Annotated in this window: 24 protein-coding genes and 1 tRNA gene; 15 read left to right on the forward strand and 10 right to left on the reverse strand. The window is 66.5% G+C overall.

The genetic code is table 11. The features are described from left to right. The first annotated feature begins 93 nt into the window (after positions 1–93). Positions 94–528, forward strand: a complete 435-nt coding sequence (locus tag ACO07K_RS23535; protein ID WP_422032190.1) for a lysozyme inhibitor LprI family protein — start codon at positions 94–96, stop codon at positions 526–528. 114 nt (positions 529–642) lie between these two features. Continuing rightward, positions 643–1716, forward strand: a complete 1074-nt coding sequence (gene trpS, locus ACO07K_RS23540) for a tryptophan--tRNA ligase (RefSeq protein WP_422032192.1) — start codon at positions 643–645, stop codon at positions 1714–1716. 3 nt (positions 1717–1719) lie between these two features. Here the strand turns inward: trpS and ACO07K_RS23545 are convergent, their stop codons facing one another. Then, positions 1720–3471 carry a heparinase II/III family protein gene (locus ACO07K_RS23545; protein WP_422032194.1) on the reverse strand — a complete coding sequence of 584 codons (1752 nt, stop codon included), beginning with the start codon at positions 3469–3471 and terminating at the stop codon, positions 1720–1722. Positions 3472–3658: 187 nt separating this feature from the next. On the opposite strand from ACO07K_RS23545, the gene ACO07K_RS23550 reads away from it, so the two are divergent. Together ACO07K_RS23550 and ACO07K_RS23555 are read left to right on the forward strand one after the other, a co-directional pair. Then, on the forward strand, positions 3659–4120 hold the full coding sequence (locus tag ACO07K_RS23550) for an Hsp20 family protein (protein WP_422032196.1): 462 nt from the start codon (positions 3659–3661) through the stop codon (positions 4118–4120). A gap of 34 nt (positions 4121–4154) precedes the next feature. Continuing rightward, positions 4155–4376, forward strand: coding sequence for a DUF1150 family protein (locus tag ACO07K_RS23555; RefSeq protein ID WP_298318427.1), 222 nt, complete (start codon positions 4155–4157; stop codon positions 4374–4376). 34 nt (positions 4377–4410) lie between these two features. On the opposite strand, the gene ACO07K_RS23560 is transcribed toward ACO07K_RS23555, so the two are convergent. The 4 genes from ACO07K_RS23560 to ACO07K_RS23575 all read right to left on the reverse strand — a co-directional run bounded on the left by ACO07K_RS23560 (position 4411) and on the right by ACO07K_RS23575 (position 7363). Then, positions 4411–4881 carry a PTS sugar transporter subunit IIA gene (locus tag ACO07K_RS23560; RefSeq protein WP_422008794.1) on the reverse strand — a complete coding sequence of 157 codons (471 nt, stop codon included), beginning with the start codon at positions 4879–4881 and terminating at the stop codon, positions 4411–4413. A gap of 124 nt (positions 4882–5005) precedes the next feature. Then, entirely contained in the window at positions 5006–6544 is a 1539-nt protein-coding gene (rpoN, locus tag ACO07K_RS23565; RefSeq protein WP_422032199.1) for an RNA polymerase factor sigma-54, read from the reverse strand. Between the two features lie 84 nt (positions 6545–6628). Further along, positions 6629–7252 (reverse strand): ribonuclease D, encoded by a 624-nt coding sequence (locus ACO07K_RS23570; protein ID WP_422032201.1) that lies wholly within the window; start codon positions 7250–7252, stop codon positions 6629–6631. A 26-nt stretch (positions 7253–7278) separates the two neighbouring features. After that, positions 7279–7363: transfer RNA gene (locus ACO07K_RS23575), tRNA-Leu, on the reverse strand. Positions 7364–7496: 133 nt separating this feature from the next. On the opposite strand from ACO07K_RS23575, the gene ACO07K_RS23580 reads away from it, so the two are divergent. From ACO07K_RS23580 to ACO07K_RS23615, 8 genes are all read left to right on the forward strand, one after another. Further along, positions 7497–8450 carry a complex I NDUFA9 subunit family protein gene (locus ACO07K_RS23580; protein WP_422032203.1) on the forward strand — a complete coding sequence of 318 codons (954 nt, stop codon included), beginning with the start codon at positions 7497–7499 and terminating at the stop codon, positions 8448–8450. Positions 8451–8703: 253 nt separating this feature from the next. Further along, positions 8704–10146, forward strand: a complete 1443-nt coding sequence (locus tag ACO07K_RS23585) for an NAD(P)-dependent oxidoreductase (protein WP_422032205.1) — start codon at positions 8704–8706, stop codon at positions 10144–10146. 3 nt (positions 10147–10149) lie between these two features. Further along, positions 10150–10761: a glutathione S-transferase family protein gene (locus tag ACO07K_RS23590; protein ID WP_422032207.1), complete on the forward strand. Its 612-nt coding sequence runs from the start codon at positions 10150–10152 to the stop codon at positions 10759–10761. Between the two features lie 18 nt (positions 10762–10779). Beyond that, positions 10780–10965 carry a 4-oxalocrotonate tautomerase gene (locus ACO07K_RS23595; protein ID WP_298318443.1) on the forward strand — a complete coding sequence of 62 codons (186 nt, stop codon included), beginning with the start codon at positions 10780–10782 and terminating at the stop codon, positions 10963–10965. Between the two features lie 168 nt (positions 10966–11133). Then, positions 11134–15678: a glutamate synthase large subunit gene (gene gltB / locus ACO07K_RS23600; protein WP_422032209.1), complete on the forward strand. Its 4545-nt coding sequence runs from the start codon at positions 11134–11136 to the stop codon at positions 15676–15678. Positions 15679–15831: 153 nt separating this feature from the next. Next, on the forward strand, positions 15832–16641 hold the full coding sequence (locus ACO07K_RS23605) for an enoyl-CoA hydratase/isomerase family protein (protein ID WP_422032211.1): 810 nt from the start codon (positions 15832–15834) through the stop codon (positions 16639–16641). 75 nt (positions 16642–16716) lie between these two features. Beyond that, on the forward strand, positions 16717–17418 hold the full coding sequence (locus ACO07K_RS23610; protein ID WP_422032212.1) for a CoA transferase subunit A: 702 nt from the start codon (positions 16717–16719) through the stop codon (positions 17416–17418). 10 nt (positions 17419–17428) lie between these two features. Beyond that, complete coding sequence (locus ACO07K_RS23615) at positions 17429–18088, forward strand: CoA transferase subunit B (RefSeq protein WP_422032214.1); 660 nt, start codon at positions 17429–17431, stop codon at positions 18086–18088. Positions 18089–18141: 53 nt separating this feature from the next. Here ACO07K_RS23615 and ACO07K_RS23620 read toward each other — a convergent pair whose 3' ends face one another. The 5 genes from ACO07K_RS23620 to cobS all read right to left on the reverse strand — a co-directional run bounded on the left by ACO07K_RS23620 (position 18142) and on the right by cobS (position 21903). Further along, a complete protein-coding gene (locus ACO07K_RS23620; protein ID WP_298317038.1) occupies positions 18142–18828 on the reverse strand; it encodes a lipid-binding SYLF domain-containing protein in 687 nt (228 codons plus the stop codon). A gap of 95 nt (positions 18829–18923) precedes the next feature. After that, positions 18924–19493, reverse strand: coding sequence for a bifunctional adenosylcobinamide kinase/adenosylcobinamide-phosphate guanylyltransferase (gene cobU, locus ACO07K_RS23625; RefSeq protein WP_422032216.1), 570 nt, complete (start codon positions 19491–19493; stop codon positions 18924–18926). Then, positions 19493–20359, reverse strand: coding sequence for a class I SAM-dependent methyltransferase (locus ACO07K_RS23630; protein ID WP_422032218.1), 867 nt, complete (start codon positions 20357–20359; stop codon positions 19493–19495). Before ACO07K_RS23630 ends, cobU begins: the two co-directional genes overlap by 1 nt. Continuing rightward, the gene (locus ACO07K_RS23635) at positions 20356–21027 is read right to left on the reverse strand and encodes a histidine phosphatase family protein (protein ID WP_422008823.1); all 672 of its coding nucleotides are present in this window, start codon (positions 21025–21027) and stop codon (positions 20356–20358) included. The genes ACO07K_RS23630 and ACO07K_RS23635 overlap by 4 nt, the downstream gene beginning before the upstream one ends. Before the next feature lie 36 nt (positions 21028–21063). Beyond that, positions 21064–21903, reverse strand: coding sequence for an adenosylcobinamide-GDP ribazoletransferase (gene cobS, locus ACO07K_RS23640; protein WP_422032220.1), 840 nt, complete (start codon positions 21901–21903; stop codon positions 21064–21066). 54 nt (positions 21904–21957) lie between these two features. Between cobS and cobT the strand changes: the two genes are divergently transcribed. The 3 genes from cobT to ACO07K_RS23655 all read left to right on the forward strand — a co-directional run bounded on the left by cobT (position 21958) and on the right by ACO07K_RS23655 (position 24608). Beyond that, positions 21958–22980 carry a nicotinate-nucleotide--dimethylbenzimidazole phosphoribosyltransferase gene (gene cobT / locus ACO07K_RS23645; protein WP_422032222.1) on the forward strand — a complete coding sequence of 341 codons (1023 nt, stop codon included), beginning with the start codon at positions 21958–21960 and terminating at the stop codon, positions 22978–22980. Beyond that, complete coding sequence (locus ACO07K_RS23650; protein WP_422032224.1) at positions 22973–23437, forward strand: nuclear transport factor 2 family protein; 465 nt, start codon at positions 22973–22975, stop codon at positions 23435–23437. The genes cobT and ACO07K_RS23650 overlap by 8 nt, the downstream gene beginning before the upstream one ends. Positions 23438–23690: 253 nt before the next feature. Next, positions 23691–24608 carry a lipase family protein gene (locus ACO07K_RS23655; protein WP_422032227.1) on the forward strand — a complete coding sequence of 306 codons (918 nt, stop codon included), beginning with the start codon at positions 23691–23693 and terminating at the stop codon, positions 24606–24608. The last annotated feature ends 2 nt before the right edge of the window (positions 24609–24610 follow it).

The raw sequence follows: 24610 nt of genomic DNA on the forward strand, positions 1-24610 counted from the left end.
GACGCTCCTGCTATCCTGCAAGATGCGTGCGAGTGCGATCGGAACAGCCGGAGCCGGCGTCGTCAACCAACGATGGGGCGATCGAGACACGACATGATCAATTCGAAGAGGACCACGAGCCTGCGCGCTGCTCTGGCCGCCGCGATCTCCGGCCTCCTGGCGACCGCTTCTCTGGCTGCGGACCCGCCTGACAAGGGCTGCAGTCAGGTGCAGGACTACAAGGAGATGGTCGAGTGCCATCGGCTGGACGCGGAAACGACCAATGCAAAGGTCGGCGAGGCGTACGAACTTCTCATGAAGAGACTGGGCGCGTCGTCGGCCGCCGAAAAGCTCGGCCAGTCACAGAAGGCCTGGCTCGAATATCGATCCAGCTACTGCGCCTTCATGGCCTCCGCCAACGAAGGCGGCAGCATCGTGCCTACAATCCACGCCTCGTGTTACGCGCGCATCGCCAGGTCCCGCCTGCATGAACTCGAATACCAGGTCGACTGCAAGGAAGGTTACTTGGGCTGCTTCCGGCAGCGCTGAACACCTTGATTACACGTCCGGTCTGCGCGATACCCGCCCGCCCCTGACCTTCCACCGGCGGGGTGCGCGGAGGTCCAAACCCCGCGCCATCGACCTCTTTCGGAGTCCACATCCATGACCGACACGACGACCGCCGCGGCCGGCGCGCCCAACCCGCATCTCGCCGCTTACGAGGCGCGCGGCCTCAAGGGCCGTATCCTCTCGGGCGTGCAGCCCACCGGCAATCTCCATCTCGGCAACTATCTCGGCGCGATCCGCAACTTCGCGCGCCTGCAGAACGACTACGAGTGCCTCTACTGCGTGGTCGACCAGCACGCGATCACCGTGCCGCAGGATCCCAAGATGCTCGCCGCGCAGACCCGCGAGATCGCCTCGGCCTTCCTCGCGGCCGGCGTCGACGGCACCAAGCAGATCGTGTTCAACCAGTCGATGGTGCCCGAGCACGCGCAGCTCGCCTGGATCTTCAATTGCGTGGCGCGCATGGGCTGGATGAGCCGCATGACGCAGTTCAAGGAGAAGGCCGGCAAGGACCGCGAGAACGTCTCGCTGGGCCTGTTCGCCTATCCGGCGCTAATGGCCGCCGACATCCTGATCTACAAGGCCACGCACGTGCCGGTGGGCGAGGACCAGAAGCAGCATCTCGAGCTGACGCGCGACATCGCCATCAAGTTCAACAACGATTTCAGCCAGCCCGACTTCTTCCCGATCACCGAGCCGCTGATCTTCGGCGCGGCAACGCGCGTCATGAGCCTGCGCGACGGCACCAAGAAGATGAGCAAGTCCGATCCGTCGGATTACTCGCGCATCAACCTCACCGACGATGCCGATGCGATCGCCCAGAAGATCCGTCGCGCCAAGACCGATCCGCTGCCGATGCCGGATACGCTGGAAGATGCCGAGAAGCGGCCGGACGCCGACAATCTGCTGGGCATCTACGCCGCCCTCGCCGACCAGGAGAAGGACGCCGTGGTCGCCCAGTTCGCCGGCAAGCAGTTCTCCGAGTTCAAGACGGCGCTGACCGAACTGGCGGTCACCAAGCTCGGCCCGATCGGCGCGGAGATGCAGCGTCTGATGAAGGACCCCGGCCATGTCGACGGCGTGCTGCGCAACGGCGCCCAGCGTGCCCGCGCCGTCGCCGCGCCGATCCTCGACGAGGTCTACCGGGCGGTCGGCTTCCTCAAGCCGTAGCCGTCAGCCTTCCATGCGCGTGAGGGCCCACTTCACGGTGGTGCCCTCCGGCGGGACCTGGCCGACCAGCACGATCTGCTCGGTGCGGCGCACGCGGCCCTCCTCGCCGAGATAGATGCTTTCGGCCAGACCGATGCCGGCGCCGGTCGCGCGCAGCCGCCATCCGCGGCCGCTCGGCAGCCGCATCAGCACGGCCTGTCCACTTTGGGCCAGGGTCGCCTTGACCGTCGGATGCAGGTGGAAGCGCACGATATAGCGCCGGTCCGGCACGGTGACCGGCCTGCCCTCGTAGCCCAGGAAGGAATCCTCGCCGCGCAGGTCGCCGCCGTCCGGCGACAGCCACAGGCGCCTGCGGTGGATGATGCCATAGAGCGAGCGGTAGCCGTCGTGGCACATGTCGAGCCACTGGGCGCCGGCATCGTCGGCGCGATCGATCAGCACGTTGCCGGCGCGATACTCCAGCGCGCCATGGGTGGTGATCTCGGTCGAATTGACGTCGTCCACCACCGCCGTCGAATGCGCGGCCGTGAAGCGCATGAAGTGCTGCCAGTCGCGCGGCGCGCCGGGATAGGTGCCGCAGTTCACGACAAGCCGCTCGTGCGCGGCGCTCATCTCGAAGCTCAAGGTGCCGGCATGGGCGATCCCGTCCATGCCGCGACCCGGCGGGCTGCCGGCATCGGCGATCACCAGCGACGTTCCGGCGGCCAGCCGCTGAAAGCCGCTCGCCAGCGCCATGGCCGGTGCGACTTCACCCGAACCGGTACGCGCCAGCACGAGGTCGATCAGCCGGCGGTCGCCTTCCCACGTGCCGTTGAACAGCGCCAGGCCGCCATCGCCATGGCGGAAGAAGCGCAACATCGGCGCCATGCGGTCGATCGCGGCCACCAGTTCGGCCGGCGCCCGGCGCTCGGCCGAAGCGAGGGCGGCCCGCACGTCGATCAGGTGGCGCAGGACGGTGAGCTGCAGGTGAGGGGCGCGTTCCGAGACGATGCCATCGTGCAGCACGTAGCGCTTCACGAACTTGGAGAGCCGCGCCAGCGACTGCTCGAGGCTCTTCTCGAAATGCTTGCCGTCGCGAATGAAGGCCAGGTCGGCGAAGATCAGCGCCTTGTAGACGGCCACGGCTTCGTGGCCGACCATGCCGCGGCGCGCGACCCGGCGCAGATGCACGCGCTGGCGACCGAGCGAAAAGACGAAACGGGCCGCGAATCCGGGATCGGCCGCCGCCGCCATCCATTCGTAGTGCCGGATCCAGGCGACCATGCGCGCCGCCAGCACGTCGCGCTTCCAGGTCACCGGCGACCAGCGCCATTCGCGGTTGGTCCAGTCGTCGACCAGCTTCGCGGCGAGCAGCGCCCCGTGCAGATCCCCGTTGTCGCGCAGGTCGCGCAGCCAGCCGAAGCCATTCAGCGCATCGAGCCAGAGCGGGGCGGCGCCGGCGCGCTGCCACGGCGGATCGTCCGAATCGGGCAGAACCGTGCCGCCGCTGCCGCCGGCCGCGAACTCGCCCGTCTGGAGAAGTCGCTGCCCAGCCGCCGGATCGCCCGGCCAGGAATCGGCCGCAACGGCAAAGAAGCTGCGGGGCGTGCCGTAGCCCAGGGTCAGGGAATAGAGCGACGAGCCGAGGAGCCAGCGCCCGAAGGCACGGCGTTCACCCTTCGCCGCTACAGACGGGCGGGTCGGGACAGAGCGGATCGGGCGGGCGCCGGAGACCAGAGGTTCCCCGTGCCGTCGTGTGTCAGCGACCAAGGTCATCTTTTCGTTCTTTGGCCCGGGGACTCGAGCAGCCGGGCGGTGGAGGGGTTTGGGATATTTTAGCCCAGCCGGAGCCCTCTGGCGATGGCCCGGTGGGACTTGAACCCTGGCCGCTGCATCCCAAATTCATTCCAAGGGAAGGCCTGCATGGGATTCCCTGCCACTCGCTCCATGGGAGGGGGGTCATATGAGTCGCGTGTCTATGTTCAATTCGCCCTTGTTACTGGGCTTCGACCAGCTCGAGCGGACGCTCGACCGCCTGGCCAAGAATGCCGAGGGCTATCCGCCTTACAACATCGAGCGGGTCGGCGAAAACGGCCTCCGGATCACCCTCGCCGTCGCCGGCTTCACGAGCGACGGACTGACCATCGAACTCCTCGAGAACCAGCTGACCGTCCGCGGCAGGCAGGCAGACGAGGGCGACAGGGTCTATCTCCATCGCGGCATCGCCGCGCGGCAATTCCAGCGATCCTTCATGCTGGCTGACGGGATCGAGGTCACCGGCGCCCGTCTCGACAACGGACTTCTGTCGATCGACCTGATGCGACCGGTCCTCGAACCGCGCATCCGAACCATCCGTATCGACGCCGACGGCCCGGCCGGCGGTACCGACCAGACGATCGATATCACCGCGCGTCGCAGCCGCTGAGGCGGAGCGCGTTGACGCTGCCAAGGAGGTAGCCATGGAAAACGATGTTGTGATGTTTACCCCTCTCGCCGATGAGGCGTTCCTCAGTCTCGGTGCCGAGCACATCGCCTACGTGAAGGAGATCAGCCTTCCCGACGGTGCTCATGCCATCGGCATCTTCTCCGCCGACGGCAAGCCGATGGCTTCGGCGCCCTCGATCGAGATCGCCCAAGCGCTGATCCGCCAGCACGAGCTCGAGCCCGCGCTCGTCCACTGAGGAACGTGTATCTGAGTCTTGAAGGATCGGCGGTTCAGGCCGCGCTCTGGGCCTGGACCGTTTCGATGAGTAGCGCGTAGAGCGCCTCGGCATTGTCCGTTGCCCGCAGCTTCTCCACGAGGCTGCGGTCGCGCAACAGGCGCGACACCCGCGCGAGAGCCTTGAGGTGATCCGCCCCGGCACCTTCGGGTGTCACCAGCAGGAACACGATGTCCACGGGGCGCTCGTCGATCGCATCGAAATCGACCGGCTGGGCCATGCGGGCGAACAGGCCCAAGGGTTTCGTCATGGTCGACAGGCGACCGTGCGGAATCGCAATGCCGCCGCCAATGCCGGTCGACCCCAGGCGCTCCCGTTCGAGCAGGCGGTCGAACAGCTTGCGCTCGTCGACGTTGAAAAGACCAGACGCACGGCTGGCGAGTTCGGCCAGCAACGCCTTCTTCCCGGTTGCCTTGGCGCTGGCCAGAACGGCATCCGGACCGGTCAGCAAATCGGCGATTTCCACAATGTCACCAATGGGTTAGCGAGCGCGAACTTTGGCGGCCCGGCGAGGGGTGCGCCCCTATAGGCGCCTCCCCCGACCGGGTCAAGCCGTGGTTCGGATGCACGCCGGCCCCGCCCGGCGCCCGTCAGTCGGCCGGGCCCGTCATCGCCTGCGCGGCGAGGGCGGCATTGGACATGACCGAGGGCATCTGGCGGCTCATTCCCAGTCGACCGAGGCGACGGCGCTCGGCCGACGAGGGAATGCGCATGGCCTCGCGATACTTGGCGACCGTCCGGCGTGCGATCTCGATACCCTCGCCCTTCAGCAGGTCGACGATGCGATCGTCGCTGAGCGGCTGGTGGGCATTCTCGCCGCCCACCAGAAGCTTGATGCGCGACCGCACCGATTCCGAGGAGACGACGACGCCCGGCGTGCGCGCGGGCAGCGCCGAGGTGAAGAAGTACTTCAGCTCGAAGATGCCGCGCGGCGTGTTGATGTACTTGTTCGAGGTGACGCGGCTCACCGTGCTCTCGTGCAGCTCCGTGGCGATGGCAATGTCGCGCAGCACCAGCGGCTTCAGCGCGCTCACGCCATGGCGGAAGAACCCGTCCTGCTGGCGCACGATCTCGCGCGCGACCTTGAGGATGGTGGTCGCCCGCTGCTCCAGCGTCTTGACCAGCCAGTTGGCCGACTGGAACCGTTCGGCGACGAAGTCGCGGTCGGGCTTGGCGCGCGCGCCCTTCATCAACGTGGCGTGATAGTTGCGATCGACCAGGACCTTGGGCAGCGCATCGGTGTTGAGTTCGATGTGCCATCCCTCCTCGCCGGTCTCGGGATCCTTGGCCGGCGTCAGGTAGAGATCGGGTTGCACCGGCTGGATCGGCTCGAAGTCGAAGGCCTGCCCGGGACGCGGATCGAGCGTGCGCAGCTCGGTCAGCATGTCGCGCAGATCCTCGTCATCGACACCGCAGCGGCGGCGAAGCTGGCCCAGCTCGCCCGCGGCGACGAGATCGAGATTGTCGAGCAGCGCCTTCATCGCCGGATCCAGGCGATTGCGCTCGGCCAGCTGGGCGCCCAGGCACTCGGCGACGGTGCGCGAGAACAGGCCGGCCGGCTCCATCTGGCGCAGGCGCGCCCAGATCTTCTCCACGACGGCGATGTCGGACGCGACGGCTTCGGCGATGGCGGCCGGGTCGACGCGGCAGTAGCCCGCCTCGTCGAGACCTTCCGCGATCTTCAGGGCAATTCGGCGCTCCGCCGGATCCTGGAACAGGATCTCGAGCTGCTCGAGCACATGGACCGCCATGGAGCGCGGCCGCTCGGCCACGAAATCGAGCGCGTCGGGCGCGTCCTCGCGCTGGCCGACCCGGCTCGCCGCGGCATCCCCGCCCCGGTCGGCATGTTCGCGGGACCAGCGATCGTCGGCTTCGGCAAGGGCGGGTGCCGCGGCCGCCAGGGCGTCCGCCGTGTCTCCGCTGGCCTCCAGGACCGGTGGCTCGTACTCGGCTGTGGGCCCCTCGTCGGAGGCCCCCTCCGAGAGCAGCGGGTTCTTTTCAAGTTCCTGTTGAATGAACGCCGCCAGCTCCAGGTGCGAAAATTGCAGCAGCTTGATGGCCTGCTGGAGCTGTGGCGTCATCGCCAAGGTCTGGCGCGACGCGAGGATTAGGCTCGGACCGATACGCATGACACCCCACCCCTGAAGGTCGTTGGACCTCCCCGATGGGTAGTCTACAGCAAGAACCGTGCCAATGTCAGCGCGGTCGACGACTCAGTGCGCGAAGATGTCCGTTTCAGGCCAGCCGGCGATGTCGAGACGCGCGCGGGTCGGCAGGAAGGCGAAAGCGGCCTCCGCCAGTTCGCGACGGCCCTCGCGCTCCAGGAGGACATCGAGCTTGGCCTTGAGCGCATGCAGATGCAGCACATCTGAAGCGGCGTAGGCAAGTTGCTCGTCGGTCAGGCTGTCGGCACCCCAGTCCGAAGTCTGCTGCTGCTTGGACAGGTCGACGCCCAGCAGCTCCCGGCACAGCTCCTTCAGACCGAAGCGATCGGTGAAGGTGCGAACCAGCTTGGCCGCGATCTTGGTGCAGTAGACCGGCTCGCAGCGCACGCCCAGCGAATGCTCGAGCACGGCGATGTCGAAGCGGCCGAAATGAAAGAGCTTGAGCACGTTGGGGTCGGCGATCAGGGCGGCCAGCCGCGGCGCCTTGGCGGCGCCCTTCGGGGCTCCGCGCGGAATCTGGACCAGATGGGCATTGCCGTCGCCGCCCGATAGCTGAACCAGGCAGAGCCGGTCGCGATGAGGATTGAGACCCATGGTCTCGGTATCGATGGCCACCACCCGGCCAAACGAAACATCCGCGGGAAGATCGCCGCGGTGAAGGCTGATCGCCATTTATAAAGTGCTCCGACTGACCTGCATGGTGCCCAGGAGAAGACTCGAACTTCCACGCCTCGCGGCGCTAGTACCTGAAACTAGTGCGTCTACCAATTCCGCCACCTGGGCACGGCATGCGGTCTAGTGCGGGCGCTGAGTTAGTGCCCGGCCGCGCCGATGTCAACCACGGAGGACGCGTCCATACCGCGTGCCGGCGCGCTTGCCCCTTGAACCTTCATGGTATTGGGCTATAGGCAGCATCATGAGCATCAAGCAGGTCACGGTTTTTGGCGGCAGCGGCTTCGTCGGCCGCGCCATCGTGCGGGCGCTGGCGCAGGAGGGATATCAGGTCCAAGTGGCCTGCCGGCGCATCGAGCTCGCGGAGCGGATCAAGACCGCGGGCGATGTCGGCCAGATCACCATCCTGCGCACCAACCTGCGCATTCCCGCCTCGGTCGCGGCCGCCGTCTCCGGCAGCCAGGCCGTGATCAACGCCTCCGGCATCGCCTTCCAGCGCGGCCGGCAGCGCTACGAGGCCGTCCATGTCGAGGGCGCCCGGGCGATCGCGGAGGCCGCCAGCGCCGCGGGCGCACAGCGCCTGGTGCATATTTCCGGCATCGGTGCGGACCAGCGCAATTCGACCAACAAGTACATCCGCTCCAAGGTCGACGCCGAGGATGCGATCGTCGCGGGCTTCCCGAATGCCACGATCCTGCGTCCGAGCGTGGTCTTCGGGCCCGAGGACGCGATGTTCAACCGCATGGCACAGATCGCCGCCAAGGCGCCGTTCGTGCCCGTGGTCGGCGACGGCTCGGCCAGGGTCCAGCCGGTCTATGTCGGCGATGTCGCCGCCGCCGCCGTGGCGGTGCTGGCACGGCCCGAGACCGCCAAGACCGTGTTCGAACTGGGCGGTCCGCGCGTCTACACCTATCGCGAGATTGCCGCGCTCGTGCTGCGCGAGATCGACCGCCACAAGCGCATCGTGGGCGTGCCGGCCGGCTTGATGAAGATCGCAGGCTTCTTCGCAGAATTCCTGCCTGTCCCGCCCCTGACCTCCGACCAGGTCGATCTGCTGGTGGCCGACAACATCGCCCGCCCCGGCGCCCCCGGACTTGCCGAACTCGGCATCGCGCCGACCGCCGCCGAGGCCATCCTGCCGATGTATCTCGACCGCTATCGCATCGGCGGCCGCTACAACCGGCACGCGCCGGCCTAATCCGCAAATAAAGGCGTCATCGATCGCGCCTATGCTTGCCCAAAGCGATTAGTCCTAATTCGGTATTACATGGTGGTACGAGACGCCATCCTCTGCGGCCAACCGTCTTTTTCAGCCCACGCTCGGAAATATTAGGTCAATATTATTGACTATCGTTTCGCGGCATGATTTAAGCAGTCAACAACGCAGCAAAGGCGCGATCGGCGCGCTTCTTGCGTAATTAAATTTCACAAACTGTCCGAGGAGGCCGGGGATGGCCGAGAGGATGCTGAAGTTCGTCGGAACGCCGCAAGCCATGCCCGACAAGCGGCCGGCAGCCGAACGCCGTCGCGACTTCGACGAGATCTATGAGGGCTTCGCCAAGGAGAAGGCAGCCGAGCAGGCGGCCCGCTGCTCGCAATGCGGCGTGCCCTTCTGTCAGATCCATTGCCCGCTCAACAACAACATCCCCGACTGGCTGAAGCTTACCGCCGAGGGCCGGCTCGAGGAGGCCTACGAACTCTCCTCCGCGACCAACAACTTTCCGGAGATCTGCGGACGCATCTGCCCGCAGGACAGGCTCTGCGAAGGCAACTGCGTCATCGAGAAGGGATTCGAAGCCGTCACGATCGGCTCGGTCGAGAAGTACATCACCGACACCGCCTGGCAGCGCGGCTGGGTGAAGCCGATCCAGCCGCGGCGCGAGCGGCCCGAAAGCGTCGGCATCGTCGGCGCCGGCCCGGCCGGCCTCGCCGCGGCCGAGCAGCTTCGCCGCAAGGGCTACCAGGTCGCGATCTACGATCGCTACGACCGGGTCGGCGGCCTGATGATCTACGGCATCCCGAACTTCAAGCTCGAGAAGGAGATCGTGCAGCGCCGCGAGACGCTGCTGCGCGACTCGAAGGTCACCTTCCATCTGAACTGCGAGGTCGGCCGCGACGTTTCGCTCGAGGAGCTGCGCGCGCGTCACGGCGCCGTGCTGATCGCCACCGGCGTCTACAAGGCGCGCGACATCGCCGCCCCCGGCGTCGGCCTCGCGGGCATCGCCCCGGCGCTCGACTATCTCACCGCCTCGAACCGCCAGGGCCTGGGCGACACCGTCCCCGCGTTCGAATCGGGCATGCTGAATGCCGCGGGCAAGAACGTCGTGGTGATCGGCGGCGGCGACACGGCGATGGATTGCGTGCGCACGGCCGTGCGCCAGGGTGCCAAGTCGGTGAAGTGTCTCTATCGCCGCGACCGCGCCAACATGCCGGGCTCGCAGCGCGAGGTGAAGCACGCCGAGGAGGAAGGCGTAGAGTTCGTGTGGCTGGCCGCGCCGCAAGCCTTCCTCGGCAAGGAGACGGTGAGCCACGTCCGCACCGTGCGCATCCATCTCGGCATGCCGGATGCTTCTGGCCGCCAGACACCGCAGGAGATTCCCAACAGTCACGTCAACATCGAGGCCGACCTCGTGCTAATGGCGCTGGGCTTCGATCCGGAGGATCTGCCGGCCGCGATGAGCGCGCCGGACCTCGGCGTCACCGGCTGGAACACGCTCAAGATCGACTGGAAGAGCATGATGACCAGCCTCGACGGCGTGTTCGCCGCCGGCGACATCGTGCGCGGCGCCTCGCTGGTCGTGTGGGCGGTTCGCGATGGCCGCGATGCCGCCGAGCGCATTCACACCCATCTGACCGCCAAGGCGCTGGCCGCCCAGAGCATCGCGGCGGAGTAGACCATGCTGAAGGTTTATGACTTCACCGGGTCGGGCAACGGCTACAAGGTGTGGCTGCTGATGTCGCAGCTCGGCGTAGCGTTCGAGCGCATCGAGTGCGACATCCTGAAGGGCGAGACGCGCACGCCCGCGTTCCTGGCGAAGAACCCGAACGGCCGCATCCCGACGCTCGAACTGGAGGACGGCACGTTCCTCTTCGAATCGGGTGCGATCCTCTGGTACCTGGCCGAGGGCACGGGCTTCGCGCCTTCAGACCGGTTGTCGCGCGCAAGAACGCTGCAATGGATGTTCTTCGAGCAGTACAGCCACGAGCCCTATATCGCCGTGGCGCGCTTCTGGGAGCACTTCCTCGACAAGCTCTCGCCGCAGCAGGAAGCCAACCTGCCCGACATCATGAAGAAGGGCTATGCCGCGCTCGACGTGATGGAGAAGCACCTGGCGACGCGACGGTTCTTCGTCGACGAGCGCTACGGCCTCGCCGACATCGCGCTCTATGCCTACACGCATGTCGCCGACGAGGGCGGGTTCGACCTGTCGGCCTATCCGAACATCACGTCATGGCTCGCGCGCGTGAAGGCGCAGCCCGGCCATGTCGCGATCGATCACACGTTCTGACCAAGGGAGAAAAAGAAAATGCCGATGATCAACGTCCAGATGTTCGAGGGCCGCACGATCGAGCAGCGCCGCGCGCTGGCGAAAGAGCTGACCGACGGCGCCTGCCGCGCGCTGGGCTGCACGCCCGACGCCGTGCAGATCATCCTGACCGACATCAAGAAAGAGAACTGGGCCGAAGCCGGCAAGCTGTTCTCCGACACATGATCTTCTGACCGAAAGACCCGTCGCGTTGCTCTCCCCCTCCCTGCCTCCCCCGTATGACGGAGGTGGATGAGGCAAAGGCACTCGCGGCGCCCTCTCCAATCCCTCCCCCGTCACACGGGGGAGGTGGCCGAAGGCCGGAGGGGGAAAGCCACGATAAGGAATAGTTCCATGTCCATCCTTCCCTTCGATGCCGAGCAGTTCGTCCGCGACTACAAGAGCGGCACCGCCAAGCTCACCGCCGCCTATGGCTACAACCCCGCCGAGGGACTCGATTCCTGCGGCGTCGGTCTCGTGGTGGCGCTGGACGGCAAGCGCCGCCGCGACGTGGTCGCGGCGGGCATCGATGCGCTGAAGGCGGTGTGGCACCGCGGCGCGGTCGACGCCGACGGCAAGACGGGCGACGGCGCGGGCCTTCACGTCGAGATCCCGCAGGACTTCTTCAAGGAATATGTCCGCGACTCGAGCGGCGAGGTCCCGCAGGTCGGCCGCATCGCGGTCGGCATGGTGTTCCTGCCGCGCACCGATCTCGGTGCGCAGGAGCGCTGCCGCACCATCGTCGAGACCGAGATCCTGCGCTTCGGCCACACGATCCTGGGCTGGCGGCAGGTGCCGGTCGACATCTCGGTCATCGGCGCCAAGGCCAACGAGACGCGGCCCGAGATCGAACAGATCCTGATCGGCCGCGGCGACGCCAAGCTCGACAACCGCGAATTCGAGAAGCAGCTCTACATCCTGCGCCGGCGCATGGAGAAGGCGGCGCTCGCCGAGAACATCGCCGAGTTCTACGTCTGCTCCCTGTCCTGCCGGTCGGTCGTCTACAAGGGCATGTTCCTCGCCGAGCATCTGTCGGCCTTCTATCCCGACCTGCTCGACGAGCGCTTCGTCTCGCGCTTCGCGATCTTCCATCAGCGCTATTCGACCAACACCTTCCCGCAATGGAAGCTGGCGCAGCCCTTCCGCGTGCTCGCCCACAACGGCGAGATCAACACCATCCTGGGCAACGTCAACTGGATGAAGAGCCACGAGGCGCGCCTCGAGCACGAGACCTTCGGCCGCTTCATCGAGGACCTGAAGCCGATCGTGCAGCCCGGGGCGTCCGATTCGTCGGCGCTCGACAACGTGTTCGAGCTGCTGGTCCGTGGCCATCGCAACCTGCCGATGGTCAAGACGATGATGATTCCCGAAGCCTCGGCCACGAATCCCAACGTGCCGGCCGACCATCGCGCCATGTACAACTACGTGAACGGCGTCATGGAGCCGTGGGACGGGCCGGCCGCCATCGCCGCCGTCGCCGGCAAGTGGGCGCTGGTCGGGCTCGACCGCAACGGGCTGCGGCCCATGCGCTACGTGATGACGTCCGACAAGCTGCTGATCGCCGGTTCGGAAGCCGGCATGGTGCCGCAGGACGAGGCCAAGATCGTCGAGAAGGGCCGCCTCGGCCCGGGCGAGATGCTGGCCGTCGATATGGACAAGCCCAAGGTCTACAAGGACCGCAAGCTGAAGGACAAGCTCGCGGCGACGCACGACTATGCGAGCTGGACGCAGCGCACGGTCGAACTCGATTCGCTGATCCGCCAGGACGCGCCCGCGACCGAGCACTTTGCGGCCGACGAGCTGCGCCGCCGCCAGTTCGCGGCCGGCTGGTCGATCGAGGATCTCGAGGCGATCCTCCATCCCATGGTCGAGGACGGCAAGGAGGCCGTCGGCTCGATGGGTGACGACGCACCGCTCGCGGTGCTGAGCGATACCTATCGCGGCATGCACCATTACTTCCGGCAGAACTTCAGCCAGGTCACGAACCCGCCGATCGACAGCTTGCGCGAACGCAACGTGATGACGATCCGCACGCGGCTGGGCAATCTCGGCAACATCCTCGACGAGACGCCCGACCAGAGCGAAATGCTGTCCCTGCAGTCGCCGATCGTGCTCAACGCCGAGTTCGAGGCGATGCGCAAGTACATGGGCGATACGGTCGCGCGCATCGACTGCACCTTCGATCCGAAGGGTGGCCTCGACGCGATGCGCCAGTCCTTCGAGCGCATCTGCAAGGAAGCCGAGGACGCCGTGCGCAGCGGCTGCCTGCACATCGTGCTGACCGACGCCAATATCGGCCCCGACCGCGCCGCCCTGCCGATGATCCTGGCGGCCGGCGCCGTGCACTCCTACCTGGTGCGCCAGTCGCTGCGCACTTTCACCTCGCTGAACGTGCGCTCGGGCGAATGCCTCGACGTGCATTATGTCGCCGTCATCATCGGCGTCGGCGCGACGACGGTGAACCCCTACCTCGCCGAGGAGACGATCGCGGCCCGCCACGCGCGCGGCCTGTTCGGCAAGCTGTCGCTCGGCCAGTGCCTGGCGAACTTCAAGAAGGCGCTGGACGAGGGCCTGCTCAAGGTGATGTCCAAGATGGGCATCTCGGTCCTGTCGTCGTACCGCGGCGGCTGCAACTTCGAGGCGGTCGGGCTGTCGCGCTCGCTTGTCGCCGAGTTCTTCCCCGGCATGCCCTCGCGCATCTCGGGCATCGGCCTGCGCGGGGTGCAGGAGGAGATCGCCGAGCAGCATGCGCGCGCCTTCGACGAGGACGTGATCGCGCTGCCGATCGGCGGCTTCTACAAGGCGCGCCGCGGCGGCGACCGGCACAATTTCGAGGGCGCGCTGATCCACATGCTGCAGGACGCGGTGAACACCGAGTCCTACGCGAAGTACCGCAAGTACAGCGAGGCGGTGCGCCGCCAGCCGCCGATCAACCTGCGCGACCTGCTCGACTTCAAGCCCGACCGCACGCCGATCGCCCTCGACGACGTCGAGTCGATCACAGAGCTGCGCAAGCGCCTGGTGGCGCCCGGCATCTCGCTGGGCGCGCTGGGACCGGAGGCGCATGAGACATTGTCGATCGCCATGAACCGCATCGGCGCCAAGTCCGATTCCGGTGAAGGCGGCGAGGATGCCGCGCGCTACAAGCCGCGTCCGAACGGCGACAACGCCTCCTCGGCCATCAAGCAGGTGGCGTCCGGCCGGTTCGGCGTCACCGCCGAGTACCTGAACAACTGCCGCGAGATCGAGATCAAGGTGGCCCAGGGCGCCAAGCCCGGCGAAGGCGGCCAGCTTCCCGGCCTCAAGGTCACGGAGATGATCGCCAAGCTGCGTCACTCGACGCCCGGCGTCACCTTGATCAGCCCGCCGCCGCACCACGACATCTATTCGATCGAGGATCTGGCGCAGCTGATCTACGACCTGAAGCAGATCAATCCCGAGGCGCGCGTGACCGTGAAGCTGGTCGCGCGCTCCGGCATCGGCACGATCGCGGCGGGCGTGGCCAAGGCCAAGGCCGACGTGATCCTGGTGTCGGGCCACAATGGCGGCACCGGCGCCTCGCCCCAGACCAGCATCAAGTATGCCGGCATCCCGTGGGAGATGGGCCTGTCGGAAACCCACCAGGTGCTGACCCTGAACCGGCTGCGCGACAAGGTGCTGCTGCGCACCGACGGCGGCATCAAGACCGGCCGCGACGTGGTGATCGCCGCCATGCTGGGCGCGGAAGAATACGGGCTCGGCACGGCCTCGCTGATCGCCATGGGCTGCATCATGGTCCGGCAGTGCCATTCCAACACCTGTCCGGTGGGCGTCTGCACGCAGGATCCCAAGCTGCGCGAAAAGTTCGAGGGTTCGCCGGAGAAGGTGGTGAACCTGTTCAGCTTCGTCGCCGAGGAGGTGCGCGAGATCCTGGCGCAGCTCGGCTACAAGTCGCTGCTCGAGATCGTCGGCCGCTCCGACCTCCTGAAGCAGGTCGGCCGCGGCGCGCGCCATCTCGACGATCTCGACCTCAACCCGCTGCTGACGCGGGCCGATGGCGGGCACGAGACCGTGCACTGCACGGTCGAGGGCCGCAACGAGGTGCCCGACACGCTCGACGCCCAGATGCTGCGCGACGTGCAGCCGCTCTTCAGCCACCGCGAGAAGATGCAGCTGCAGTACAGCGTGCGGAACACCCATCGCGCCGTCGGCACGCGGCTGTCGGCGATGATCACGCGCAAGTACGGCATGACGGGCCTGCCGCCCGACACGGTGACCGTGCGGCTGCGCGGCACCGCCGGCCAGTCGCTGGGCGCCTTCGCCGTGCAGGGCATGAAGCTCGAAGTGTTCGGCGACGCCAACGACTATGTCGGCAAGGGCCTGAGCGGCGGCACCATCGTGGTGAAGCCGACCATCTCCAGCCCGCTGGTGCCGGAAGCCAATGCCATCATCGGCAATACGGTCCTGTACGGCGCGACGGCGGGCAAGCTCTTCGCCTCGGGCCGCGCCGGCGAGCGCTTCGCCGTGCGCAACTCGGGCGCCGATGCGGTGGTCGAGGGGCTGGGTTCCAACGGCTGCGAGTATATGACCGGCGGCACGGCGGTCATCCTGGGACCGATCGGCGTCAACTTCGGCGCCGGCATGACCGGCGGCATGGCGTTCCTCTATGACCCCGAGGATGCCTTCCAGCTCAAGGTCAATCCCGAGACGGTGACGTGGCAGCGCATCGACCATCCGCACTGGGAGGCCGTGCTCAAGGGCCTGGTGGCGGAACATGTCGCCGAGACCAAGTCGCCGCTGGGCGCGCGCCTGCTGAACGACTGGGATCGCGAGGTCGGGCATTTCTGGCAGGTCGTGCCGAAGGAGATGCTGACGCGTCTGCCGCAGCCACTTACCGTCGCACAGGAAATGCGCGCCTAAGGGACGAGTTCGATACCCAAACCCCGCCGGGAATCACTCCCCGGCGGGGAGGGCCCGGTCATTTCAGTTGTTTGGCCTGTTTCGTTTGGTGCGTTTACGCCACCAGATCGCCGACCTGATTGCCAGCGGGCGCGCGGCCGACGACAATCCGCTATGCCCCTGATCGAAATCGAACGGCGCGACGCCGGCGCCGGCACCATTGCCATCGTGCGCTTCAACAATCCGCCCAAGGGCTACATGAACGCCGCGATGGTCGGCGAACTCGACACCGCCGTCGACGGGCTGCTGGCCGACGAGACCGTGCGGGTGCTGGTCTTCACCGGCGCACTGAACGGCGTTTTCATCGAGCACTACGATGTCTCCGAACTGCTTGCCCTCTCGGAGAAGCTGCGCGCCAAGGGCGCGACCTTCTCGCTCGACCGGCCCTCGCCCGAGAGCGCCTACCACCGGATCCTCACCCGCCTCGAAACCGCGCCCAAGCCGGTGATCGCCGCGATCAACGGCACGGCGATGGGCGGCGGCTTCGAGTTCTGCATGGCCTGCGACATCCGCCTCGCCGAGCGTGGCGCCTATTGGCTGGGCCAGCCCGAGATCAACATCGGCATCCTGGCCGGCGCCGGCGGCACCCAGCGTCTCGTGCGCCTGGTCGGCGAGGCGCGGGCCCTCGAACTGTCGCTGCTGGGCCGCACCGTATCGCCCGACGAGGCCGCGAGCCTCGGCATGGTCCATGCCGCGGTCGACGGGCCGGTACTGGACCATGCGATGACGATGGCGAAGCGGCTGGCCGCGCAGCCGCCGCGGGCGGTGGCGCACATCAAGCGGCTGGTCCGGTCGGCAACTGAAACACCGCTGTCACAAGGCCTCGCCAGCGAACGAACGCTGTTCATGGACCTCGCCGTGAGCGACGATGGGCACCGGCTGATGGGGGAATTCGTCGCCGGAAAGCGGACAATTCGCGACTGATTGACAGGCAAGTGGCGGCCCTTCCATATGCCGGGACCCCCAGCGAGTATGGGCAGGCGAGGACGGAACACAGCGATGGCAAACAAGGTCTACAAGGATGCGAAGTCGGCGCTCGAGGGCCTGCTGCGCGACGATCTGATGCTGATGTGCGGCGGCTTCGGCCTGGTCGGCATTCCCGAAAGGCTGATCGGTGCGGTGCGCGATTCGGGCGTTAAGGGCCTCACCTGCGTCTCGAACAATGCCGGCATCGACGGCGCGGGTCTCGGCCTGCTGCTCGAGACCGGGCAGGTGAAGAAGATGATCAGCTCGTACGTCGGCGAGAACAAGACCTTCGCCAAGCTCTACCTCGACGGCAAGCTGGAGCTCGAATTCAACCCGCAGGGCACCCTGGCTGAACGCTGCCGCGCTGGCGGCGCCGGCATCCCGGCCTTCTACACCAAGACCGGCGTCGGCACGCTGGTGGCCGAGGGCAAGGAGACCAAGGTCTTCGACGGCGAGGAATATGTGATGGAGCGCGGCCTGTTCGGCGACATCGCGCTGATCAAGGCCTGGAAGGGCGACACGTCGGGAAACCTGATCTACCGGAAGGCCGCGCGGAACTTCAATCCGATGATGGCGACCGCCGCGAAGGTCTGCGTCGCCGAGGTCGAGGAGCTGGTGCCGGTCGGCGAGCTCGATCCCGACCACATCCACACGCCTTCCGTGTTCGTGAAGCGCATCTTCTGCGGTGCGCCCTACGACAAGCAGATCGAACAGCGCACCGTACGCAAGGCTTGAGGAGAGAACGATGGCCTGGACCCGCGATCAGATGGCGGCACGCGCCGCCAAGGAACTGAAGGACGGCTTCTACGTGAACCTCGGCATCGGCATCCCGACGCTGGTGTCGAACTATGTCCCTGAGGATGTCGACATCACGCTGCAGAGCGAGAACGGCATGCTGGGCGTCGGTCCCTTCCCCTACGACAACGAGGTCGATGCCGACATCATCAATGCCGGCAAGCAGACCGTGACCGAGGTCAAGGGCACGTCCTATTTCAGCTCGGCCGACAGCTTCGCGATGATCCGCGGCGGCCATATCGACCTGTCGATCCTGGGCGCCATGGAAGTGGCGGAGAACGGCGACCTCGCCAACTGGATGATCCCGGGCAAGATGGTCAAGGGCATGGGCGGCGCCATGGACCTGGTGGCCGGCGTGAAGCGCGTGATCGTCACCATGGAGCATGTCTCCAAGGACGGCGCCTCGAAGCTGCTGGGCGAATGCACCCTGCCGCTGACCGGCCGGCGCGTGGTCGACATGGTGATCTCCGAGCTCGGCGTCTTCGCCGTCGACAAGAAGGGCGATGGCGGCGTCACGCTGATCGAACTCGCCGACGGCGTCACCGTCGACGAGGTCAAGGCCAAGACCAAGGCCAAGCTCTCGATCGCGGCGGGGCTGAAGGTCGCTTAGCTCAACTTGCCTCCCCCGTAAGACGGGGGAGGAGATGAAGGTTGGTAGTCAGATCACCACTTCGACAGATACTGCCTGAGCGGTTCGGCGCCCGGGTTGGTGAAGCGGCGGTCGAGCACGACGCCCTTCGCCGTGGCGCCGCTGCCGTAATAGAGCGCGTTCCAGTCGTTGTCGGCGTCGATGTAGGAGCCCTCGATCGAGGCGCCGGCGAACAGGCCCTGCGAGTTGGCGAAGGCCACGATGTCGGCGCCGCCGGCCGCGGTCGAGGCGCCCTCGAGGCCGATGCCGACCGCGACCATGGTCACGCCCGCTTCCGCCCCGAACTTGAACTTGTGATCGATGATCGCCTGCAGGCCCTTCTCGGTCCGGATGATGAACACGATCTCGGAAACCTTGCCGCCGACCTGCAGCCCCACGCTGCCGGACCCCATCATATAGAAGGCCGGGTAGCTCCAGTTGTTGGGCGAGCTGCGCCCCAGCAGGACGCCGCGACCACCGGCGGCGCCGAAGATGAACCCGCCCTGGACGAGCTCGGGAATGATCAGGACGCCACGCGCATTGACCATCTGTCCGGCGGCGTCGGGGAAGTCGGGGCCGCCCAGGATCTTCCGGGCGGTGGCGAGGCAGGAATCGACCAGCGACTGGCGCTTGGCGTCGGCACGGGCCGGCATTGAGGTCAGGAACGGCGCGGCGAACGCGGCCGCGGTGCCCGAAAGGACGGTTCGGCGATCGAGCTTCATTTGTGCTCCGTGTGGCTGGCGACCGACGCCGAGGGAGCGCCTGGATGGTCACAAGAGCTGAATCATACCACGTTTCGCGGCCGATTGGGCCGCCCTCAGCGCGACCGCGCCGGGCGGTCCTTCATCACCAGAGGCAGGCCCGCGGCCATCAGGATCACCCGGTCGGCACGCTCGGCAATACGCATATTCAGCCGGCCCATCGCGTCCCGGAAGGTCCGGCCGAGGGGGGTCTCGGGCACGATGCCGAGGCCCACTTCGTTGCTGACGAACACCACCGGCTGGTTGTGATCATCGAGTGACCGGACCAGATCGTCGGTCGCCTGGTCGACATCCTCGCCGGCATGCATGAGGTTCGAGAGCCAGAGGGTGAGGCAGTCGACCAGCATCGGCTGCCCCTTCGCGGCCGCCTCTTCCATCACCTCGGCGAGCTTCAGCGGTTCCTCGATCGTGGTCCAGGCGACGCCGCGGCGCGTGCGATGGGCCATGATCCGGGTCGCCATCTCGACGTCGCCCGCCTCGGCGGTGGCGACATAGACGGCCGGCCGCGGGGTGCCGCCGTGCAGGGTGCCGGTCACCAGCCGCTCGGCATGGGTGCTCTTGCCCGAGCGGGCGCCGCCCAGCACGAGCGTCACCGGCGGCAGCGGGAAGGTGGAGATATGTTCCATCAGCCGGGCGTCGCGCCGACCAGCCAGCAGGCACCGGGAAGCGACACGCCGTCCTTCGTGGCGTGCGGGGTCAGCGCCTCGATGATCGCAGCCTTCGCCTGCGCGGCAGCGGCCGGATCGGCTTCGGCGAGAGGGCGGGCCAGCGGCCCGAAGCGGCCGGCATTGGCCACGACGTCGGCCGGGTCGCGGCCCATCCAGATCTCGACGTCGAGCGGCTCGATCGCGAGATTGCTGAAACCCGCGCCCGTCAGGATGCGTTCGACGCGCGCGCGGTCGCCGAAGGCGAACTGCCCGGGATCTTCGGGACCGGGCCGCGGCATCGGCGGCAGGAACGGCGCGGCCGCCTGCACCGGTGTGCGGCTCCAGGGATTGTCCCGCGCGCTGCGCCAGCAGACGAAGGCCAACCGGCCCGACGGCTTCAGCGCACGCCGCAGGTTCGTGAAGGCGGCCACCGGATCGCCGAAGAACATGACGCCGAAGCGCGAGAAGATCAGGTCGACCGAAGCCGCCTCGAACGGATGCGTGCCCGCATCGGCCACCACGAAGGTCGCGTTGGAAAGCCGTCGCGTCGCCGCCGCGTCGATCAGCACCCGGGAAATGTCGACCCCCAGCACGTGCCCCTCGGGCCCGACCGCGGCCGCCAAGGCCGCCGTCGTGGTGCCGGGACCGCAGCCGACGTCGATCGCCGTCTCACCGGGCTGGGCGTTCGCCAGCGCCAGCGCTTCGCGCGTGATCCCGGCCATCAGATGGTCGAGCCGGGCCTGCGCCTTCAGCCAGTTCTGCCCGCCCGGACCGTTCCAGTGGGCGGCCTGTTCGGCCGCCAGCTCGGCGGTCGATTTAGCGGTCGACGGGGCGGCCGCCGTCACGCAGGCCCGCCCGCATGGGCGAGGACGATTTCGCGCGGCATGTAGTTCACAAAGGCCACGCGCCAGGCATGCAGCGGATCGGCCTGCTCGAAATGCTCGATCAGCGTGATCGAGACATTGTCGATCTCGAAGCGCACCGCCGCCTCGGGGTGCAGGTCGAAGGCGTGGGCCAGCGCCGCGCGGATCGTGCCGCCATGCGCCGTCGCCACGATGTCGCGGCCCTTATGCTCGGCGGTCAGCCGGTCGATGCTGCGCACCGTGCGGTCGCGCAGGTCGACGAAGCTCTCGCCGCCGTCGGGCCGGAATTCCGGCGGTCCCAGCCAGAAGAGATGGTTGTTGGCGTGGTTCTCGGCGATCTCGACATAGGTGAGCCCCTGCCACGAACCGAAATGCTGCTCGGCGAGGTCGGGATCGATGTTGAGCGTGTCCATCTCCGCCCCGGCCTTGGCGAGCGTTTCGGCCGTCTTGCGCGCCCGCAGCAGGTTGGAGGCGTACCAGACCGCGCCCTTGGGCAGCAGCTTCGCCTGGTGACGGAACAGCGCCTCGTTGCTCACGTCGCAATCCATGTCCGACTGGCCGTAGCACCGGCGTTCCGGATTGGGCACCGGCGCATGCCGCACCCACCACCACCGCGTGACCGCTCCCGTGATCTTGGCGCCCGTCGCCATGTCGTTCCTCCGATGGATCTTTAAGCGGCCGCGTTCTTAGCGGCCGATGAACAGCGCCGCCACCACGAGGAAGACGACCTCCGCCTTCTGCTGGACGGCGCCCAGCGTATCGCCGGTGTAGCCGCCGAGCCGCTTGGCGACCCAGTGCGAGGTGAACCAGGCCGAGGCCAGCACGGCGAGCGGCGCCAGGATCGCCACGAACAGGCCCTTGCCCAGCATCAGCAGGAAAGCGAGCCCCGCGCCGATGCCGATGGTGATCCAGACGTCGTTGTCGGTCGGCTTGCCCACCGTCGCGCCCAGCCCGTCGGCATGGACCGGCGAGAAGGCCAGCAGCGGATAGGCCAGCACGGCGCGCGACAGCGCATGGGCCGAGATCAGCACCACGAGCCCGGTGGCGGCGCCGAACTGCGCCAGGCAGGCGACCTTGATCAGCACCGTGAGCGCCAGCGCCAGCACGCCGAACGTGCCGTTGCGGCTGTCGCGCATGATCTCGAGGCGACGCGCCGGCTCAAGCCCATGCGGCCCCAGCCCGTCGGCCGTGTCCGCCAGCCCGTCTTCATGCAGGGCGCGCGTCAGGACGATCGCCGCGCCGACCGCCAGCACGGCCGCCAGCCAGCCTGGCCCGGCGATGCCGCGGACGATGGCGAAAACCAGTCCGGAGGCCAGGCCGATCGCCGCGCCGACCACGGGCAGGACCGGCAGCACGTCGGCGAGCGGCCAGCGCGGCAGCCCGACATCGAGCTTCAGCCCGGTGAAGAACGTCATCTGTTCCTTGAAGGCCTGCAGCCATTCGTCGAACGACGCGGGGCGGGGCGCGCCGCTGCCGCCGCCGCTGAACGAAGACGAAGAGGAGGAGGGCTCGTGGGGACTGGTCATGATCCCCCGAATATAGGATGGTCCGGCCCCTTCCTGAATGCCCCCGGACAAACAATGTCGGCTGCCTCCTTCGACGAAATGCGCCGGATCCTGCGCGAACTGCCGGGACCCGATCTCACCGCCCAGACCGAGGTGGTCCGCCGCCAGGCCGAGCTGACCAAGCCGCAAGGCTCGCTCGGCCGGCTGGAGGAGATCGCCGAATGGCTGGCCTGCTGGCAGGGCCGCGCCCAGCCGCGGGTCGAACGGCCGCGCATCGCGGTGTTCGCCGGCACCCATGGCGTCGCCGCGCGCGGCGTCTCGGCCTATCCGCCCGAAGTCACCCAGCAGATGGTGAAGAACTTCACCAACGGCGGCGCCGCCATCAACCAGCTGGCCGCCGCGATCGACGCCGACCTGCGCATCTACGAGCTCGACCTCGACCATCCGACCGCCGACTTCACGCAAGGGCCGGCGATGGACGAGACGCGCGCCGCCAATGCCATGGCCTACGGCATGATGGTGGCCGAGCCCGGCATCGACGTTCTGTGCCTGGGCGAAATGGGCATCGCCAACACGACGGTCGCCGCCACGCTCTGCGCCGCGCTCTATGGCGGCAGCGGCGCCGACTGGGCCGGCCCCGGCACCGGCGTCACCGGCAAGGCGCTGGCGCACAAGATCGCGGTGATCGACGAGGCGCTCAGCTTCCACAAGGAGGCGATCGCCCGCCGCGATCCGCTCGAACTGCTGGCCGCGGTCGGCGGCGAGGAATTCGCGGCCCTGACCGGCGCCATCGTCGCCGCCCGCATGGGCCGCATCCCGGTGCTGCTCGACGGCTTCGCCTGCACCGCCGCCGCCGCGGTACTGCGCGCCGTCGACCGCCGTGCGCTCGACCATTGCCTGGTCGCCCACCGCTCGGCCGAGCCCGGCCACACCCGCCTGCTCGCCGAACTGGGCCTGCGCCCGCTGTTCGACCTCGACATGCGCCTGGGCGAAGCCTCGGCCGCCGCGCTCGCCGTACCGCTGCTCAAGGCCGCCGCCGCCTGCCACAACGGCATGGCGACCTTCGCCGAGGCCGGCGTATCCTCGAAGGATGCGTAGACGCACCCTGCTCGCGGGTCTCCCGCTTCTACTCCTGGCCCCGAAGGCCCTCGCCCATCCGCCGCGCCAACCCGACCCGGCGGAAGCGAAGAAGTTCATCGAGGAAGTCACCGACTTCCGCGCCAAGCTCGCGAAGGCCGTGCTCGCCAAGGACTTCGCCGCGATGCGCCCGCTCTACGCTGACAGCTTCACGCACACGCACGGCTCCGGAAAACTCGACAACAAGGACGCGCGCCTGGTCGCCGCGATGGCCGGCGAGCCGTTGATCGAGGCAGCCCCCGCCACCGACCTCATCTTCCGGGTCTTCGCCGGCCCGACCGTGATTGTCACCGGCAAGAGCCCGATCCTGAACCTGAAGGAACAGAAGACCTACGACTTCCGCTGGGTGTGCGTGTACATCACGGCGCAGGACGGCTGGCAGCTGGCGGTGAGTCAGGCGACGCGGCTCCTCGCTTAAATGTAAAATTCAAGTCGTGGGCCGTCTGACAAATCCAGAGGCAGGATGCATCGCGAACTCAACCATACCCCCGGCGTCACAACGCGTAATCACGCTCAAGGCCAAAGATCACAAAACTCTATACTCCCAGAGCTGTGCATCGAGGGAATTGCACTCTCAGCAAATGTAGCTACTTCCTTCATATAAATACGAGTATATTTGTCACTATAGACAACTTTCGAAACAGGCATTTTCACCGTGCTTGGAGAAGCGAATGCCAAACAACAGACCATTTAACGAAATTAGAGCAAACCTCAACATAGCCGATTGGACCAAACCAGATTTCGATCTTCGCAAAGCCTATGTATGCGCGTTGTTCTCTGAGCTTACTTACCAGCGCATTGCCGATTTCGAGCTAACCGGGGCTGATAGAGTTAATGTCATTCCCTGCTTTGCCTACCAAAGCGCGGTAACGACCGGCCACATCACTGACTTCGACACGCTAATGCGATCACTTGAGTTGGGAGAGCATTTTGTTGTGATTCGTCGGTATGCAATCGTCGTCGGCATCAGAACACCGAACGTGATTGTTATTGCCATTCGCGGCACCAAATATCTCTACGATTGGCTCGTAAATCTAAGAGCTTCTCGTGTTCGGCTAGGCGACGGCACGCCGCATTTCCACAAAGGATTCATTCGAGCAATTTGGCCATGCTTCGAACCAGTCGGAATCCACATGCGCAAATTTCTTCAGGAAACTGAAGACTCAATTCCAGTGGTTGTCACCGGGCATTCTTTGGGCGGCGCGCTCGCTGGCATAATGCACGCGCTCTGGCGTATTCCTACAATCGGCGAATTTACCCAAGGTCGTCGTGTAATGATGAACTATCAGAGCACGTCAGACAGTTATACGTTTGGCATGCCGCGATATTGTGACTTTGATGCGATGGTAACGTTCAAGCATCCGCACCATCTCTACAACGACAGAGACATCGTTCCGTCAGTTCCTCCCACTTGGCTAGGATTTGAAAACTGCTTCGATGAGTATCGACTTGATGGCTTTTCAATTGAGAAGATGCGCAATAGAGAGACAATCAATTTCGGTAGTTGGCTCTGGCGGTTGGGCAATGGCTCAGGCATCGCAGACCATGCGATCGAAGTCTACCGCGAGAGGATAGGTCAGAATATCTAACC

The organism is Reyranella sp., from assembly GCF_965228225.1.
In the GTDB taxonomy this organism is placed as follows: domain Bacteria; phylum Pseudomonadota; class Alphaproteobacteria; order Reyranellales; family Reyranellaceae; genus Reyranella.

Excerpts from the sequence above, each read along its gene's own strand:
- ACO07K_RS23590 (WP_422032207.1), top strand. The coding sequence starts at position 10,150 with ATGCTGAAGGTTTATGACTTCACCGGGTCGGGCAACGGCTACAAGGTG.
- ACO07K_RS23615 (WP_422032214.1), top strand. The coding sequence starts at position 17,429 with ATGGCCTGGACCCGCGATCAGATGGCGGCACGCGCCGCCAAGGAACTG.
- cobU (WP_422032216.1), bottom strand. The coding sequence starts at position 19,493 with ATGGAACATATCTCCACCTTCCCGCTGCCGCCGGTGACGCTCGTGCTG.
- ACO07K_RS23580 (WP_422032203.1), top strand. The coding sequence starts at position 7,497 with ATGAGCATCAAGCAGGTCACGGTTTTTGGCGGCAGCGGCTTCGTCGGC.
- ACO07K_RS23585 (WP_422032205.1), top strand. The coding sequence starts at position 8,704 with ATGGCCGAGAGGATGCTGAAGTTCGTCGGAACGCCGCAAGCCATGCCC.
- ACO07K_RS23650 (WP_422032224.1), top strand. The coding sequence starts at position 22,973 with ATGCGTAGACGCACCCTGCTCGCGGGTCTCCCGCTTCTACTCCTGGCC.
- ACO07K_RS23635 (WP_422008823.1), bottom strand. The coding sequence starts at position 21,027 with ATGGCGACGGGCGCCAAGATCACGGGAGCGGTCACGCGGTGGTGGTGG.
- ACO07K_RS23535 (WP_422032190.1), top strand. The coding sequence starts at position 94 with ATGATCAATTCGAAGAGGACCACGAGCCTGCGCGCTGCTCTGGCCGCC.
- ACO07K_RS23550 (WP_422032196.1), top strand. The coding sequence starts at position 3,659 with ATGAGTCGCGTGTCTATGTTCAATTCGCCCTTGTTACTGGGCTTCGAC.
- ACO07K_RS23605 (WP_422032211.1), top strand. The coding sequence starts at position 15,832 with ATGCCCCTGATCGAAATCGAACGGCGCGACGCCGGCGCCGGCACCATT.
- ACO07K_RS23655 (WP_422032227.1), top strand. The coding sequence starts at position 23,691 with ATGCCAAACAACAGACCATTTAACGAAATTAGAGCAAACCTCAACATA.
- ACO07K_RS23610 (WP_422032212.1), top strand. The coding sequence starts at position 16,717 with ATGGCAAACAAGGTCTACAAGGATGCGAAGTCGGCGCTCGAGGGCCTG.
- ACO07K_RS23545 (WP_422032194.1), bottom strand. The coding sequence starts at position 3,471 with ATGACCTTGGTCGCTGACACACGACGGCACGGGGAACCTCTGGTCTCC.
- gltB (WP_422032209.1), top strand. The coding sequence starts at position 11,134 with ATGTCCATCCTTCCCTTCGATGCCGAGCAGTTCGTCCGCGACTACAAG.
- cobT (WP_422032222.1), top strand. The coding sequence starts at position 21,958 with ATGTCGGCTGCCTCCTTCGACGAAATGCGCCGGATCCTGCGCGAACTG.
- cobS (WP_422032220.1), bottom strand. The coding sequence starts at position 21,903 with ATGACCAGTCCCCACGAGCCCTCCTCCTCTTCGTCTTCGTTCAGCGGC.
- ACO07K_RS23555 (WP_298318427.1), top strand. The coding sequence starts at position 4,155 with ATGGAAAACGATGTTGTGATGTTTACCCCTCTCGCCGATGAGGCGTTC.
- ACO07K_RS23570 (WP_422032201.1), bottom strand. The coding sequence starts at position 7,252 with ATGGCGATCAGCCTTCACCGCGGCGATCTTCCCGCGGATGTTTCGTTT.
- ACO07K_RS23595 (WP_298318443.1), top strand. The coding sequence starts at position 10,780 with ATGCCGATGATCAACGTCCAGATGTTCGAGGGCCGCACGATCGAGCAG.
- rpoN (WP_422032199.1), bottom strand. The coding sequence starts at position 6,544 with ATGCGTATCGGTCCGAGCCTAATCCTCGCGTCGCGCCAGACCTTGGCG.
- trpS (WP_422032192.1), top strand. The coding sequence starts at position 643 with ATGACCGACACGACGACCGCCGCGGCCGGCGCGCCCAACCCGCATCTC.
- ACO07K_RS23620 (WP_298317038.1), bottom strand. The coding sequence starts at position 18,828 with ATGAAGCTCGATCGCCGAACCGTCCTTTCGGGCACCGCGGCCGCGTTC.